This is a genomic window from Microcoleus sp. CAWBG27, from assembly GCF_020883145.1.
Taxonomy (GTDB): domain Bacteria; phylum Cyanobacteriota; class Cyanobacteriia; order Cyanobacteriales; family Microcoleaceae; genus Microcoleus.
In genome coordinates, this window is the sequence record NZ_JAHREU010000023.1 from 53,810 (window position 1) to 70,934 (window position 17,125).

The 17,125-nt window shown below is 44.8% G+C and carries 11 protein-coding genes and 1 tRNA gene; 2 read left to right on the top strand and 10 right to left on the bottom strand.

The features are described from left to right. Window positions 1-36 precede the first annotated feature (36 nt). The 7 genes from QZ938_RS15120 to QZ938_RS15150 form a co-directional block, all read right to left on the bottom strand. Window positions 37-2,643, bottom strand: coding sequence for a PAS domain S-box protein (locus QZ938_RS15120; RefSeq protein ID WP_293155922.1), 2,607 nt, complete (start codon window positions 2,641-2,643; stop codon window positions 37-39). Beyond that, complete coding sequence (locus QZ938_RS15125) at window positions 2,640-3,035, bottom strand: response regulator (RefSeq protein ID WP_293155925.1); 396 nt, start codon at window positions 3,033-3,035, stop codon at window positions 2,640-2,642. Before QZ938_RS15125 ends, QZ938_RS15120 begins: the two co-directional genes overlap by 4 nt. 124 nt (window positions 3,036-3,159) lie before the next feature. Continuing rightward, window positions 3,160-4,596, bottom strand: coding sequence for a response regulator (locus QZ938_RS15130; RefSeq protein WP_293155928.1), 1,437 nt, complete (start codon window positions 4,594-4,596; stop codon window positions 3,160-3,162). Then, entirely contained in the window at window positions 4,589-7,444 is a 2,856-nt protein-coding gene (locus QZ938_RS15135) for a hybrid sensor histidine kinase/response regulator (protein ID WP_293363246.1), read from the bottom strand. Before QZ938_RS15135 ends, QZ938_RS15130 begins: the two co-directional genes overlap by 8 nt. 78 nt (window positions 7,445-7,522) lie before the next feature. Continuing rightward, window positions 7,523-8,665, bottom strand: coding sequence for a transposase (locus tag QZ938_RS15140; protein ID WP_293352257.1), 1,143 nt, complete (start codon window positions 8,663-8,665; stop codon window positions 7,523-7,525). Then, the gene (locus tag QZ938_RS15145; RefSeq protein WP_293155934.1) at window positions 8,604-9,221 is read right to left on the bottom strand and encodes an IS607 family transposase; all 618 of its coding nucleotides are present in this window, start codon (window positions 9,219-9,221) and stop codon (window positions 8,604-8,606) included. The genes QZ938_RS15140 and QZ938_RS15145 overlap by 62 nt, the downstream gene beginning before the upstream one ends. 205 nt (window positions 9,222-9,426) lie before the next feature. Further along, on the bottom strand, window positions 9,427-9,648 hold the full coding sequence (locus QZ938_RS15150; RefSeq protein WP_293155937.1) for a hypothetical protein: 222 nt from the start codon (window positions 9,646-9,648) through the stop codon (window positions 9,427-9,429). Between QZ938_RS15150 and QZ938_RS15155 the strand changes: the two genes are divergently transcribed. Then, window positions 9,622-9,694 (top strand) — tRNA-Arg (locus QZ938_RS15155). The two genes, QZ938_RS15150 and QZ938_RS15155, sit on opposite strands and share 27 nt — an antisense overlap. Before the next feature lie 277 nt (window positions 9,695-9,971). Here the strand turns inward: QZ938_RS15155 and kaiC are convergent. From kaiC to QZ938_RS15170, 3 genes are all read right to left on the bottom strand, one after another. Next, window positions 9,972-11,534: a circadian clock protein KaiC gene (kaiC, locus tag QZ938_RS15160; protein WP_293155940.1), complete on the bottom strand. Its 1,563-nt coding sequence runs from the start codon at window positions 11,532-11,534 to the stop codon at window positions 9,972-9,974. A gap of 144 nt (window positions 11,535-11,678) precedes the next feature. Further along, a complete protein-coding gene (gene kaiB, locus QZ938_RS15165; RefSeq protein WP_265233654.1) occupies window positions 11,679-11,993 on the bottom strand; it encodes a circadian clock protein KaiB in 315 nt (104 codons plus the stop codon). Window positions 11,994-12,343: 350 nt separating this feature from the next. After that, a complete protein-coding gene (locus QZ938_RS15170; RefSeq protein WP_363318845.1) occupies window positions 12,344-13,378 on the bottom strand; it encodes a circadian clock protein KaiA in 1,035 nt (344 codons plus the stop codon). Window positions 13,379-13,689: 311 nt separating this feature from the next. Here QZ938_RS15170 and QZ938_RS15175 point away from each other — a divergent pair, with 311 nt between their 5' ends. Next, window positions 13,690-16,935, top strand: coding sequence for a hybrid sensor histidine kinase/response regulator (locus QZ938_RS15175; RefSeq protein ID WP_293352211.1), 3,246 nt, complete (start codon window positions 13,690-13,692; stop codon window positions 16,933-16,935). Window positions 16,936-17,125: the final 190 nt, after the last annotated feature.

Sequence of the window (17,125 nt, forward strand, 5' to 3'; positions counted from 1 at the left end):
TTCTTGCAAACAGACAATCTCTCCGGCTAACAAAGCTTATGGAGGAGCGATCGCCCGTTTCACACATCGGTGTATATAAATTTGAGCTACCTTATCCCCAGGATTGACTTGCAAGCACGCCGAAAACAATCTTGTAGCTTCGAGAAATTTGTCACTATTGTAGAAAACCAAACCTTGCTCAAACATTGTCTTTGTATCTAACTTTTTCTGCCGCAACTCGGGCGGATCGGCCGTAAATATTTCATAAACCGTAACCATGCGCGATTTGCCTTTGACTGTAACGCGATCGATCAACCTAAAATCATAAACATCATTTAACTGTACAAAAGTATTGTGAGTAATTAACATCGAAACTCCATACTCTTTCGTCAAACTTTCCACACGGGAAGCCAAATTAACCGCATCGCTAATCACCGTGCTATCCATCCGACTTTGGCCGCCAACCGTGCCTAACATCAAAGAACCCGTATTGATGCCAATGCCAATTTGCAGCGGCGCGCGATCGGGCCGACTGCGACTCATATTATACTCATTAAGCTGTTCTAGCATCGCAATTCCAGCTTTCACCGCATCGTCCGCACTGCCATTAAACAGCGCCATAATCGCATCGCCAATATATTTATCAATAAACCCAAAATTTTCAGTAATTGCCGGTTCCATCCGCGACAAATAAGCATTAATAAATTGAAAATTTTCTTCAGGACTCATCTGTTCTGAAAGAGCCGTGAAATTCCGAATATCTGAAAACAACACCGACATTTCTTTCTGCACCTGATCGCCTAATTTTACGTCCAGAATACTTTCATATCCGAGAAAGTGGAGAAATTGGTGCGGCACAAACCGCCCGTAAGCATCTGTTAATTTTTCTTCCGCTGCCAAAGCTTTTTCCAGCTCGTTTGTAAATTGGCGGCGCTCGGTTTCCACCTGTTGACGCTCTGTGATATCTTGAAAAACTGCGATCGCGTAAACAATGTTTTTCCGTTCGTCGTAGATTGGAGTCGCCCAAATCTCGATCGGCACAATCCTCTCCGGGCGGTGAATTTCTGCATCATCAGAGTGCACCACTTCCCCCCCCAGCGCCCGCACAATCGGTTGTCTCTCGCTTGGATAAAGCTCATTAGTTCCGGCGCAGTAAGTTTGATAAACTTCCGGCAAAGTGCTAGGAATAACATCAGAAACCAAGCCTTTGCCAAGTATTTTCTCAGCCCAAGAATTCATGTAACAAGGTTTCCCAATACCATCAACCACAAATATACCCACCGGCACCGCTTCCAGCAATTGAGTCAGCCGATTTTCGCTTTCTAACAGCGCTTCATTGAACTTTTCTTCAGCTATCAAAGCTTTTTCCAAATCATTCGTAAACTTCAGGCGTTCCGCATCTACAAGTCTTCGCAAAGTAATATCCTCAGCAAAACCCTGATAGTAAAGCAGTTCACCCCTAGCATCAAAAACAGTACGCGCATCCTCAGAAATCCAGATAACAGTGCCATCTCGGCGGTAAACTTCCGACTCAAACTCAGACACAGTACCGTACTCTTGCATCAACTCAAAAAACTCTTGACGGCGGTGCGGTTGCACGTACAATTGGCGCTGAAAATCATTAACACTTGCCATCAATTCTTCAGGAGAATCATAGCCATAGATTTGAGCGAGAGCAGGATTAGCGCTGATCAAAGTTCCGTCAGGTGCAGTCTGAAAAATACCTTCGAGAGCATTTTCAAATATCCGGCGATACTTCTCTTCAGCTTGCACCAGCGCTGCTTCAGCTTGCTTGCGTTCCGTAATATCAGTAAAAGCAATAATCCCGTAACAAATATCCCCGAGAGAATCATAAATAGGAGTCGCCCAACTCTCCACCGGAATCACCTTATTACCAGTCCGAATTTCTACACCCTCAGTCCGCACACTTTCGCCCCGCAGCGCCTGCATAATTGGCAATTCTTCCACAGGACATCTCTGATTAGTTCCGGCTTTATAGAATTGATAAATTGCTGCTTTCTGCTCTGAATTAATATGGGGTACATTGCCTTTTCCAAATACATCCCGTGCCTTTTGATTAGCATAAAAAGATTGACCGTTCGCATCAAGCACGCACACGCCCAACGGCATCGCTTCCAGGTATTGCGTCAACCGACTTTCGTTTTCGTGGAGTTTGGCAATCAGCATCGCCTGCTTGCGGTTTAATCTTGCCAACTCCTGATTCATTTCCTGAAGTTCTATTTGTTTTTCGGCTAATTGTTTATCTTGAAAATATCTGTAGATTGCCTCAGTAACAGTTAATTTTAAATCATCCGTTTGCCAAGGCTTAGGTATGTATCGGTACAATTTAGCATAATTAATAGCATTGGCTACCGCCTCCAAATTAGCCTGCCCCGTCAGCATAATCTTGAGAGTTCTCGGCGAGATGGCATGAACGCTTCTCAATAGCTCGTCTCCTTTCATATTCGGCATGATATGATCGGAAATAATCAAAGGAACTTCATACTGTTCTGCTAAAAGTTCAGACAGCAATTCCAAAGCTTCTTCGCCGCTTTGGGCAGTTTCAATTAAATATTTATCTTCAAAGGCTTTTAGCAGGTCTATTTCCAGACTATCGAGTATAGTCTGCTCATCATCCACACAAATAATTACAGGTTTTTTCATAACTTTGCTAGACCAGACTTAATCGCTTCAATTAATTCTTGATTTTGCCAAGGTTTTTGTATAAAAGCATGAAGATTGGCTTGAGATTTTGTGCGTTCAATTGCTTCTTTTTCCGCTTGTCCCGTCAGCATAACTGTCACAATCTGCGGATATTTTTGATGAATTTTAATCAGCAACTCATCTCCTTTCATTCCAGGCATCAACCAATCAGAGACAATAACTAGAATGTTAACCTCATCTTCACACAGCTCTTCAATAATCTCCAGTGCTTCGGCAGCACTTTCAGCAAATTCGCAAAGATATTTACCCTTAAATGCATGTTGCAGTTCAATTTCCAGACTTTCCAACACCGCTACTTCATCGTCAACACACAAAATTGCTGGTTTAGACATCGCTAGTTTCCTCCTTTCGTCTGGCAGGGTGAACCCGGATGGGCAGCACGCCGTTTTCCAAATTCTACATTCCGCGCGCCTAGACTGCAAATTTTTAGCCCCAGATTTCAGTCTGGTGTTTTACCTACTCAATTAAATTAATCGGCAAAGACACTGTAAATGCAGTTTGACCGGGCACCGACTCCACATCAATTGTACCCTGATGTTTTTTAATGATTTTTTTGACAATATCCAATCCTAATCCGCTGCCTTCTCCCGCTGGTTTGGTCGTAAAAAACGGCTCAAAAATTTTCGGCAAAATCTCCGGTGAAATTCCAGCGCCGCTGTCGGTAATTTTTACGGCAAAGTTGGTATCTTGCTCCCAGGCGTCAATTGTTAAAGTTCCTTGATTGTCCATCGCTTGTAAGGCATTGTGAATTAAATTTGTCCAAACTTGATTGAGTTCGTCTGGATAACACAATACCGGAGGCAATTGAGCTTGATAGTTTCTGACGATTTCTACACCTTGTTTTAGCTGGTTCTGATAAAGAGTTAATACAGTTTCAATTCCATCAGTGATATTCACTTCTAGTTTATCCCCATGCACATCGTAACGCGCATAATTTTTGAGAGCAAAAACGACTTTTGCAGCGCGTTCTGTAGCGGTAGCGATGGTTCTGGCGCTTTTTTGAATACTAGCAAAATCGTAGGCGGTTTTGATAATATTTTCGCTGTCAGGGTCTTTGAGCAACGGCACGAATTCTTGCACATTTCCTTGCAATCCGATATTGACTAAAATGCTAGCAAGGCTGTCAGCATTATCAATCCCTTCCGCATCTAGTTGCTGCTTCACGCCTCTTTTAAATTCCCGTTTTTCTCGCGTAGATAAAGAGTAAGTTTGTTGGCGGGAACTGTACATTAAACTCAAAAAATCGTGCTGGCGTTCGGCAGACAGTTCTTTAAAAAAAACTGGCAAACTGTCGAGATTGTTATCCAAAAAGCCGGTGATATTCCCAATAGACGATCGAATCGCCCCTAGCGGCGTATTAATTTCGTGAGCAATGCCTGCAATCAGTTGCCCTAAGGCAGCCATTTTTTCCGATTGAACTAATTGCTCCTGAGTTGCTTGCAGTTGCTCTAAAGTGATTGTCAGTTCATCGTTTTTCTGTTTGAGTTTTTTTTGCAACTGGCACATTGCTAAATGGGTTTCTACCCTAACTAATACCTCTTCCATCTGAAAGGGTTTGGTAATATAATCAACTCCGCCCACAGCAAAAGCTTTAACCTTATCTAGTACGTCATTTATCGCGCTGATAAAAATCACCGGAATGTCGCGAGTGCGTTCATCAGCTTTAATTTTTTCGCAAACTTCATACCCGTTCATTTCGGGCATCATAATATCCAGCAAAATCAAATCGGGAGGCATACCTTGTGCGGCCGAAAGTGCTAACTCGCCGCTCGGTACGGGGCGGACTTTATAGCCCTTGCCATTCAAAATTCCGGCTAGCAGTCGCAAATTCGCTGGGGTATCGTCCACTACTAAAATATTACCGGGAGGGGTACTAGGAATGTCATTATTCATGTGAGCTTGCTTGAGAGATTAACTTTAAAACTTTGTCGTACTCGAAATTTTCTATACAATTGGCGATCGCAGCAGCAGTTACTGTATCCTTTAATCTAATTTGGTCGATCGCACTCTCAATGAAATCCATATCCACTTTCAGTATCGCCAGCTTTAAATCAGCTACCAGCGACTCAGGCAATTTCAGGAAGTCAGCCGCAGTCATTTCGCGATCGCGCTCTTTGACTGCCGATGAGTTAGCTTGCCCCGGATCTTCATAAATATAGCGTACTCCGATATGTTTGTGCATAGCATCGAAAATATCGGCTTCCCGGAAAGGTTTCCGCATAAAAGCATCGCAGCCCGCCGACAAAATTACAGCCCGTTCTTCCTCCAAAACGCTCGCAGTCAGCGCAATAATAGCAGTAGCTTGACCTTTAATAGTTCCTTTAATGTATTGTGTTGCTTCGTAGCCGTCCATCACGGGCATTCTCATGTCCATCCAAATTAAATGCGGCTCCCAACTATCCCAAATGTCAATAGCTTCTTGACCGTTAGTAGCTTCTTTCAGTTCAAAACCCAGAGGATTGAGAAGTTTAATTAACAATTGACGGTTGAGCGGTTTATCATCTACTATCAAAATTCGATAGGGGTGTTGGTTGGGTTCCAGGGCAATCACATGGCGAGTCGGTTTTTTGCTTTCAATATCAGCCGCATCAACAGCCAAAACTTGGATATCAAACTTAAAATTAGTTCCCTTCCCGACAGTAGAATTTACGCTCATTTCGCCACCCATTAATTCCACAAATTTGCGACTAATTGGCAATCCCAAGCCTGTACCTTCTTGGGAATCTTTGCCTGCCTGGGTTTGCACGAAAGCTTCAAAAAGATTGTCTAATTCATTGGCGGCAATACCTGGGCCAGTATCTTCGACTTCAAAATGAATAAAGAAAGACGAGGCAGAAGCTGAACCGTCATTTTGGGTTTTATAACTCGCATTTTCTGACATAGTTAAATGTGGAAAATTAATGCCATTACTAGCCTCATCTTCGGTATGTTTGTAGGTTTTTGATACAGAATTATTTACTGATTTTTTCTGTTGATTTTGGCTGGTTGAATGCTTGCTAGCCCTGACAGAAACACCGCCATATTCTGTAAATTTAAGAGCGTTATTTAGCAAATTAATTAATATTTGTCGCAATTTTAACTCGTCAGTTTCTACGTATTGCGGTAGATCGGGACTGCGATCGAAAACTAACTGCAAATGCTTGTCATCTGCTTTGATTTGAAACATATCGTCCAAGTCGTGTAGCAGGCGATAGAGGTCGAATTTTTTGGGATTGAGGGTGGTGCGCCCCGATTCAATTTTAGATAAATCGAGCACGTTATTAATCAGGGTGAGCAGGTGTTCTCCGCTGCTGCTAATTATGCTAAGATTTTCTTGGTGTTCTCGGGATAGAGTTTGGCTGCGAGTCATCAGTTGGGAAAAGCCGAGAATTGCATTGAGGGGCGATCGCAATTCGTGACTCATGTTAGCCAGAAAGGCACTTTTAGCTTGATTGGCTACTTCCGCCTTGTCCTTGGCTACAGCCAATTCGGCAGTCCGCTCTTGCACTCGGTGTTCTAAAGTTGCAAAAGATTGTTGCAGTTGTTGAGCCATGCTGTTAAATGACTTGGCTAATTCTCCCAATTCGTCGGAACGTTCGCTTTCTACTGTGGTATCCCATTCGCCTTTAGCAATATTTTTAGCTGCTGTATTTAAGCGCAAAATTGGATTTGTCACCCACCGAGAAGTCTGAATGCCGATAACTACAGCTATGGCTAAAGCTGCCAAACAAAGCCAAATTGTCATGCGAGTATTGGCATCGATTTGTTCGGTGAAATCTGCTTCAGGAACAACTACCACAATCAGCCAGTCCAAACCTTTGCCGTCTTGGAAAGGTAGAATGTTGACAAATTGTCGCTTGCCGTCTATTTCAAAATTCAAGAGATAGGAACTTTTAATTTCCTTTAATTGCTGAAACCGAACTGCTACATATTTAGCTGTAGCTTGAGTCGAGGGGTCAATACTCTCTTCTGCTTTGAACAGTTCTTTTTTATTATTGTCTTTGGTACGGAATGGTTGTTCGACAGTTGAAGTTGCCAGTAATGTACCATTTTTTTCGATAATAAATGCTTGCCCAGTTTTGCCAATTTTGAGACTGTTTAAAAATCTCCCAATATGGTCGAGACGCAAGGCAGAAATTAATACTCCTTGTAGCTGATTGTTGTCGTATACGGGTTGGAGCGCGCTGAGTATTAAGGTCGGTTCTAGAAACGAAATATAAACGGAACTCCAAGTTGGTTGGCCGACATTAGCCGCATTTTGGTACGAAGGATGTTCGCGGATGTCAAAGTTTTTGACAACTGTTGTTACGGTAGTGCGATCGCCTGTATTATTAGTATTGTAAGAATAAAAATCAAAACCTGTAGATTTGCCTGACAAATTAATCATTAGAGAGCCATTTGACAGTTTTTCTCCGGTTCGATAGTCTCCTTTCTTGTTGCCAACGGAGGTAAAATTGATATAGGGATATAATTGGACTTGCCGCCAAAGATATTTCTCCCAATCTGATAAGTTTTCCATCTTTAACAACCCGAGTTTGACAGCATCCAGCTTGCTTTGATTGATTTGATGGGGAGTAGTCAGGTAAACTTGCAGGTTTTGCTCGACACGCAAACTCACCTCGCTCATTAACTGAGTGGCAAGATTATTAACTGCTTTTTGTCCGTTTCTAAAAGAGAGATATCCTACGAGTCCCACGGCTGCGACGATTTGCAGCACAAATGGAACTATGAGAACAGTTCTCAGCGATAATTTATCTAACATTTTATCAATCATAAGATTCAGAGGTTTGGTGAACTTAGCCTAGAACCGTTCTTGGAGAGCTTATCTTAACAGATACATTTAACCCGGTAAATCCAGGACTAAGCCCGAATTAGCCGTGTATGGCAAGACGGAGAAAGCAGCAAGCTCTCCTGTCAAGGAGGTATCTCTCAAAGCTTTCAATAAAATATTGAAAGCGCCATTTAAGTCTCTGTCTAGAATGTGTCCGCATTCTGGACATTTAAATTTTTTAGACCCGCCTAATTTAATGTGAATATGTCCACATTTTGAACAGGTTTTTGATGTGTATTCTTCCGTTACGTCTACTACAGTGCTGCCATATTTAACAGCCTGATGCTTCAACATTTGCTTGAAACGGTAATGACTTAAGGTAACCATTGCTCTAGCTGTTTTAGTAGCTAGTTTGCGCTTACCTTTTTTTACCATTTGCTGCGTCTCAAAGGTCGGCAAGAAAATCACTTTATATTTTGTGACTAGGTATTTGGCTGCCTTTTTGTGTAGCTCGTTGACCAAGGCTTTAATCTTGATCCGAATTTTTGCTGCTGACTTTCTCAGGCAGTACCTCAATCGTTTAAATTGCCCTCCCTTGTTTAACCCTATTCTTGACATCAATTTATCTAAATGTCTTGCCAGTCGGTAGATGCGTCCTATATCACATGAGCCTATCTCCAAGATATCACGACCGTCAAAACCAGTTAGAAACATTCTGACACCAGGGTCTAAAGCAATAGCCAAGTCACTTTGGGTCGGGTCTAGTCTTGCAGTGTCAACTGCATAGCAAATAAACCATTGCCCATTGATTAATGATAGTGTTGGCTCGTGTTCCATTACTTCTACAATTGGTTCAGCGGCTTTAAATAATAGTCCTTTGGTCGCCTGCGGATAAAAAGTTCCAGACTTCCAATTGGCAACTTGAAACCTGATAGTCTGAGACCCATCAAAACGGCTTCTAAACTTTGCCATTCCTTTTGACTTTTTGGCGGCTTTGTGCGCTTCAAAAGCTTGAAATACTGCCATTTGGCGTGGGTTGTAAGGTTGTTCGGAAACCCAAGCTGGTACTGAATCCATGATCTTTTTTCTCAGATCGTATTTGCCAATTTTTTCGTCCTTAAGAATGGCAATTGCTTGGTTGTAACACCATCTACTTGCTGCAATCCAAGTCCTCCATTTCGCTGCTAACTCCGTTTCCGGGTAGACTCGGATCTTCTTTGATAGTAGATTTGTACTTACGGAGTCCGTAGAGTCGGCAACTAAAGACGTGGATGATGGCAAGGATATCTTCAACCATTTCTCGCTCTGGAGACAACTCGTTTCTACTGAGAACCATGAGTTGGCAATTGTTTTGCTCGCATATCCATTTGATGAGGTCGCCACCAAACCTCGCAAGCCTATCTTGGTGTCCGACCACAACTGTTGAGACATCTCCTGACATGACTTGTCCCAAAAGGGCAAGCAGCGCTTTTCTTTTGAAGTTGAGTCCGCCACCGATATCTTTGAAGACTTTGGCTTGCGGGTAGAGGTTTTGCAGGTAGCTGACTTGTCGTTCGAGGTCGTCTCGCTGCTTGTAACTGCTAACCCTGGCATAGATGGCGGTGATTCGGTTTTGCCCGGTTCCAAGAACACTCTCAATGTCGTAGCGTCGCTGGTTGGAGGGGGTTCTGATTGTTGCGATTTTGCCTGCAAGTTCCCAGTTCCTAAGAGTTTTTTCTGAGACTTGCAGGATTTCGCAAGCTTTTCGCGGTGTGACATACTTAGTCATTGCTGGCGGTATTTTTGTTCTACATCCAGACTACCAGCTTTTACCGGGAATTACAAGGGGATTCCAGAGAATTATTTACTTGATGGCAACAGCAGCGCCATCTACTACCTACTAGCTAGAGGAAATTGATGCGGGCTGTATTAGCTGTGGTAGACGCTGAACCGCGATCGAATGTGAGCCTAATCTTTGCTTAGATTAAAGTATATTATTTTACCCATTGTCCTATTATTTTGACGATAATTGTCAAAATTTGCCGTCTCAGGCTGCGAGAAGTGCCTGATACACGATACGCGCGGGCGAGTAGAACCCGCATCGGCCCAGCGGTTTGGAGAGGGTCGATCGAATTTGCTCGATCGACTAGCCATTTTCGACAAGACGTGTTATACTCAAAAAACGTTGAGGGCACGTAGCTCAGTGGATAGAGCATCAGGTTCCGGTCCTGAGGGTCGGGGGTTCAAATCCCTCCGTGCTCACTGAAATTAATAAAAAGATCGATCGCGAACGATCGATCTTTTTTATGACCAATGTTCAACAGTTGACAGTTGACAGTTGACAGTTGACAGTTGACTCCCAGAGAGCGACCTCTACCTACAAGGAAGAAGATTGGAGTAATAAATAGTCTGATTTGAATTTCTCCCAATCGGGGTTGGGGCTTTCAACCAATTCTTCCTGGTAAAGGAGTTCTGGCTGTGTGGGCGATTTCAGAACACAGCAGCGCGCACCGCGCACCCTACAACAGACTGCCGATTGTCAAATATCGTCATCGTCTTGACCTTGGACGCCCTGGAGAATCCGGGATAACTCACTCTTCTCATTAACCGAAATCCGAGTTGGAGAACCGCTGATTATCCGTTCGTAGCCGCGGAACGAATCTTTAATTTGTGGGCCTCTTTCAGTAATCGTGTATTCTCGAATCCCTTTGTCGTGCCACGAACCGCGCATCTTAAACACATTAATTGCCCGCGACATTTCGCCTCGAATCTCTACATACTGAAGCATGATAATCGTGTCAGTAATCGTAGAAATATGGGAGTCCGTAATCGAATGAGAACCCATAAACTGGTCGCTGGTATTCGTGAAAAAGCCGGTGATTTCTTCCTGCTTCGCAAAACCTGTCACCCCAATCACAAATTGTCTGAAAGCATTATTGCTGACACCCCTAGCTAGGGCTGAAAGCGAGTCTATGGCAATTCGAGAAGGTTTGAACTCAGCAATTTCTGATTTAATCGTCTGCAAGTGGTCTTCCAAGCCCGCAGATTCGGGGTAAGTACACAGCAGCTTCAGCAGTCCTTTGTGTTCCATTTCCTCAAAATCAATGCCCCAAGAATAAGCATTGCGGAACAACTGAGCCCGCGACTCTTCATAGGCAAAAAGTAGTGCCCGATTGCCGTTCATACAAGCATTCTGCAAGAACTTGCTTACCAACAGGGTTTTGCCGGTTCCCGTCGCACCGGTAGCCAAAATAATCGAGTCTTTAAAGAAACCGCCGCCGCACATCTCGTCGAGAGTTTTATCGCCGGAAGAAACCCGCACGTTAGAAGACTTTTGAGTTAATCGCATGGCCCCCAAGGGGAAAATATTAATGCCATCATTGGTCATAGTAAAAGGATATTCACCCTTCATGTGAGTTGTACCGCGCAACTTCAAAATTTCGATGGTGCGGCGGCGGCGTTCGCCTTCCAAGACGTTCCGAACAATCACGACATTATCTGACACAAACTCTTCCACTCCAAACCGCGCTACCGGGCCGTATTCTTCAACCCGTTCGGTAGTCATAACTGTAGTTGCGCCTACTTGTTTGAGGCGCGCAACTAAGCGAAAGATTTCTCGGCGCACCACAGATGCAGCTTCGTACTGCTGAAATACGGCTGTTACTGAATCTATAGAAACGCGCTTGGCTTTGTACTTGCGAATGGCGTACTGAATTCGCTCGATTAAAGCAGATAAATCAAAGTTTCCCACAATATCCTGACCTTCGGGATCGGGGGAAGCGTCTAAAATAAATAGCTTGCCTTCATCGATTAGCCGTGCCAAATCCCAACCGAAACTGCAAGCATTTTTAATAATATCTGTCGGAGATTCTTCAAAAGTTACGAGCACTCCAGGTTCGTCAAAATGGGTGATTCCGTTATATATAAATTGTACGGCAAATAAAGTTTTTCCCGTTCCTGACGTGCCGCTGACGAGGGTGGTTCTGCCAATGGGCATTCCGCCGTGACTGATGTCATCGAAACCCTCAATCATTGTGCGAATTTTTTCAACGCCTGCCGTTACCAATCCTTCTGGTTGCACCGTTTGACTAATTTCATTCATGTCGATTTTTGTCAACTCTCAGTATTCTTTAGTTGTCACTCATTAACCCCAGCTCATGAGTCTTTATACCCAGTTTGTAGTTTGGGCTCTTGGTCAATAAGTAATGACTGCTGACTGCTGATTAATGACTGTCTTCTGATTATCTTATGAATTCAGGTCTTCTTCACGAAGTTCTTCATAGAGTAAATCTAATCCTATCAGAACTTTCTCGCGATCGGACAAATCGCCGATAATTTTTCGCACCGGCGGCGGCAGGATTTTCGCTAGGGTGGGGGTTGCTAGAATTTTGTCCTCTTCTGCTAGCTGAGGATTTTTGAGAACGTCTATGACTTTCAGGGCATAGACTCCTTGAAATTCCTGTTCTAGGATGTCTTTTAGGGTTTTCAAAGCTCGCACTGAGTTCGGAGTATTTCCGGCAACGTACAGCTTCAGAATGTAGGTTTTCTTCAGAGGACTCATGAACTTTTTTAAATGTTGAGTGTTAGTTGACAGATGTTAGTTGTAGTTGTTATTGGTCTTGAATCCGCTGTTCTTTGTTATTTTATAATAATTTCAGCCTCTGTCTAGCCCTGCCGACTGTCTTCTCCTTTCTAGTTTGTTAAATTTTGCCTTCCTTTTTCCTTCTTGCTTCTTGCTTTTGCCAGAAAGAATTGGTTTAAAGCCGGAGCCCTTGTAGGGAGAAATTAAAATCAGACTATTCATTACTCCAATCCTCGGACTTCCAGGTAGAGGTGGCCCTCATCCCTTCGACTGCGCTTGGGGGTAAGCTGTCAACTGTCAACTGTCAACTGTCAACTGTCAACTGTCAACTAAACTTGAGATGTCTCTTTGGGAATGGATCGCCTGTACATTTCGCACAGATGAGCGATCGCGTCAATCAGAGTCAAGCGGTAATCGAGCAATATTTCCTCGCTGCGGCCTTCTAATTTTAGTTGTTTAGCAAATTCGTCCATCAATCCCATGTGAATTTCTACAATTTGAGTCACGGAAACGTCGGCAAAAAAAGCCAAATTTACAAATTCATCGATTTGATTGTTGACCGCAGTATCTTCGGAAAAATAATTTAAAACGATGTCGCGATAACTTGACTTGAGTTGCTCCAGAAACTTTTGCTTCTCTTCTCCCGAAAGATTTCGCAAAAAAATCTGAGAATTTCTTTTATAATACACACCTAAGTATCCTAATCGCTCCCGTAATTTTTCCGCAAGTCGGCGCTGCTGTCGTTGGAGTAAACTTTGAGCAGTCAATTGGGCGGTGGCATCGACCCTTGGGGATTGGTCATTGACAGGAACCGGAGTTGAAAGTTTCAGAAATTGTGCGATCGCCCGATCGATACTTGTACCTAGGTCGCTCGATCTCGCGATTGGTAGTTGCACCTCAGCCGGGTGATAAAAAAAAGCACAACTTTTTTGCTCTTGACTCTTCTCGGCGGTACTCGCCACGCCCTCCAAAGTATCTGAGGGTGGTGATTCTTGGCTGCCATCCCATGCCGGCTGGGGCAAAAAAATCACAGCAGGTAAAAAGAGCGATCGTTCTTGCAGCTTGCTCAAAAGCAATTGCAAATCCCTATCTACGTCATCTACGTCAAAAACCAAACAATCGAGGTGGTAATTGTGCTTGAGGAATCCCAAAAACTCCACCGCCGACTTAATGTGGGTTAACGTATAGCGTTCCCCGCTCAAAAGCTCGATCGCATCGCTGGCAATTTTTTCAGAGCGGATAAAAATACCGATCGACAGTTGGGGCAGCAAACCTCTAGGTGAACTACCCAAGTTGCCCGAAAGTGCTGGATCGCTCAGAGTTGATATCTCCTTATATAAAATACTTAACATTTTAACAATCATTTAAACATTTATTGTAACCAATCTTAACTGCCAAATAGGCGATCGGCTTTTAGTAGCGGGATCGTCTCGTCAAAGTGTACTTATTGGCAGATGTGTCAAGCACCCCCATCCTGATTTCTGCAATTAAGCTTAAGCCTTAAAATAATTGGTAGTTGCCTCAAATCAGGTGCAGGCATCAAATTCGCAGGTCTCGGTGCCACGACGGGACTCGATCGAGAACTGGTATAAAACTAAATAAGATACAAAAGATCGGCAGCTACATTGGGTATCAAAAATATTACTGCTATTGATAGCAGACTCTCAGGTTTGTTATGTCAACCACCAGCCCCAGTCTCAAAAATTTTATCGAGCTAGTGCCGCTGTGCCTCCAAACGGCGGCGCTATCATCGCTACAGTCAATTTTCAGCCAGGGCAACTGCGATCGAATTGCAGTAGTCAACGAACAGCTACAACCCCTAGGATTAGTTTACCTGAGCAGCTTTTGGGTCTGGGCGATCGATCGCACAAACGACTGGGAGCAACCTTTGTCAGCAAGTTCGCTGCCGATAGAGCCGATCCGGGTAATCCCTGGGACTCTGAGCGTCAGCGAATTCTGGGAATATTTGCAAATAGAGGAACTGAACACCCCTGGGGAGTCTGGCCTTAGCGCCGGTGGTGGCTCCAAAAGCCCGATCGCCCTGACAGATGCCAGCGGGAAATTTTTAGGAATGCTAGAGTGTCAGAGCCTGCTGCAATTCGCCGCACTTAACAGCAGCCTGAGGCCCGAACCCACAGCAGTCAAAGAAATTGAATTAACCACGGTTTCCGCAGCCATCGCCACAGCCCTAGGATCTCAAGTGCGCTTCCTAGAAGCAGGATTGAAACCCTCGGAAAACCTCAACTCCCTAGTCCAACTCCTAGAAAAACTGCCCCTACCCCTGAGATTGCAAACTCCCACCGGCCAAATAGTCAGCCAAAACGCAGCGTGGCGGATTTTGCTGGGAGCTGGCCCAGATCCAGTTCCAGAACCAACGGCAAATTTGGGCAAACACTCGGCCCACAAAACAAGCCATGTAACAAAAGAATACAAGAGCGTGGAAGTAGAGGCCGTCACCTCTGAGTGCAGGAGCCTAGTAGGAGCAAGTCGATCGGGCGAGGGGCTGCGGGATAGCTTCGCCGCCCGTGATGGAACCGCAGCCACCAGTTGTCCGCTACCCCTGTACGCCGCCGCCTCCCCATCAACCTTAACCGCTCCAGCTTGGTGTCCCACCGCCGGCAAACCAGATACATATATTTGTGACTGTCCCGTACAAACAGGTCAAGAACGGATCTGGCAATTTGTCAAACAGCCACTCTCAAATCAACTAATTTTAGTAATGGGACAAGATGTCACCGAAGAACATTTAGTCGCCAAAGAACTAGCAGCAAAAAATGCAGATTTAATCCACCTCAACCGACTAAAAGACGAATTTTTATCCTGCATCAGCCACGAACTAAAAACCCCTCTCACCGCCGTCCTCGGTTTGTCCAGCCTCCTCAAAGATAAATTGATCGGAGAACTCAACGATCGCCAAACACGCTACGCCAAACTAATCCATCAAAGCGGGCGGCATTTGATGACAATAGTGAACGACATTTTAGACTTGACCCGCATGGAAACCGGGCAGCTAGAACTAATTCCGGAACCAGTCGAAATAGCAGCCACCTGCAAAAGAGCCTTTGAACAAGCAAAACAACTGCAACAGCAAGAAGAAAAATCACCTTCCCAGCCCAGCCAAACCAAGGGCGAAGCTTCTCAAGAAGAACCACCTGCGAAAATCGAATTTACACTCGAAATAGAGCCGGGAGTGAGCTATTTAATTGCCGACGAACTAAGGCTGCGACAAATGCTCGTTAACCTCCTTTCCAACGCCCTAAAATTCACCGAAGCTGGCGGCAAAATAGGATTGAAAGTAAATGTTTGGGAAGGTTGGCTCGCCTTCACAGTTTGGGATACCGGTATCGGCATCCCGGCTGACAAACAGCACCTGATCTTTCAGAAATTTCAACAGCTTGAAAGCCCCCTCACTAGGCGCTTTCAAGGAACCGGACTGGGACTGGTACTGACTCAACGGCTCGCCCGTCTCCACGGCGGAGACGTTTCGTTTATTTCCTCAGAAAACCAAGGCTCTCAATTTACATTGTTGCTGCCTCCAAATCCTCCGGGAAATAGCGGGGAAGAATTCCCAGCACATACAGGGAACGAGGAAGAATTATTCAAACCAAAATATCAGATTCCGATCGCCAATTCTCGCTCTCGTTTAGTGTTAATAGTCGAAGCAGTTCCTAAATATATCGAAGATTTAAGCAAAGTCCTCTCTGGTTTGGGCTACCAAGTAATAGTCGCCCGTTCCGGCACCGAAGCGCTGGAAAAAGCTCGCAGGTTCAGTCCCGAAGCGATTTTCCTCAACCCGCTGCTGCCGCTGCTGTCCGGTTGGGACGTGCTGACGCTGCTGAAGAGCGATCCGGATACCCGATCGATTCCGGCGATCGTCACAGCCACCAGAGGCGAAAAAGAACGGGCTTCTGTCAACCGCGCCGAAGGCTTTTTGAGCTTGCCGGTGGAAGAAGCCGCTTTACGGCGGCTGTTGGCAGACTCGATCGGTCGCCCCGATGCCAGTACGAGCAAGGTGAGGAGTTCTTTAACCGTGTTGTGGCTCAGCCCGCAAAACAGTTCTTCTCAAGGTTCTGCTTTACTGCTCAACCCCAACTACTGCCGAGTTTTGGAAGCAGACGATCTCGGCCAAGCAGAACTCGTGGCCCGAATTTGGCGGCCCGATGCGATCGTCTTGGACAGTACGAGCCAACTGCAAAACGCCTTAGCTTTTATCGAACAGTTAAGTCTGTCTCGAAATTTGGGTTCTCTGCCCTTAGTGACTTTAGACCCCGTAACGACGCAACTAGCAAATCAAGTCAAAGGATTGTCGGTATTTCCCTGTTTGGCAGGCGGGAGTCCTGAAGGCGGTGAAACCTCAGGCACCGGGTTGGGGGCATCTGCCTTGTGGCAAGTGATTCAAGTAGCTGCGGGCATGAGTTGGAAGCCCAGCATTTTATTTGCTGACATTTCTACTTTACCGGACTTGCACTGCACCACTGGGGGGAATTCGACAGGAGAATTGGCAAAGGGCGATCGATCGACCAAAGCCGACATTCCCGTACCCCATGCCAAGTTTTCTACTCCCAACTTTCAAGCTTTGATTCAGTACATCCAAACCGCAGGCTTTCGAGGGGCGATCGCCCCCTGCTGGACAGAAGTTTTGCAGCAGTTGCAATATCAAAGCGTGGACTTAGTGTTGCTGTGCTTGCGCGATACTCCCTCAGAATCGTCCGCGATGCTGCAAGCGCTATCGAACCTGCGGCAAATGGCTGTCAAACTGCCAATTTTAGTCTGGGACGATCGCTCTGCTGTAAATTCGGAATCGGAGGCGATCGACTTTCTGCTGCAAGAAGTATCTGCCAAAATTTTGCCTTCTTCCTTGTCAGCAGCACAATTGTTAGACCAAATTCAACAGACTTTATTAACTAACTCAAATTCCTAAAATTGAATAATTTATCCGGTTCGTAGTGAAGACTTGAACCCGCAAAAAAAACAGTGAATCAAAACTATTATTGAGTGGCAAAGGTAGGTAATGAAACCAGTCATTCCCCGGAAAACTCGGAGGACTAAAGTCCTGACTACAAACCGATTTTATGGTAGTTATTTAAAATGTGAAATAAACTTCATAAATT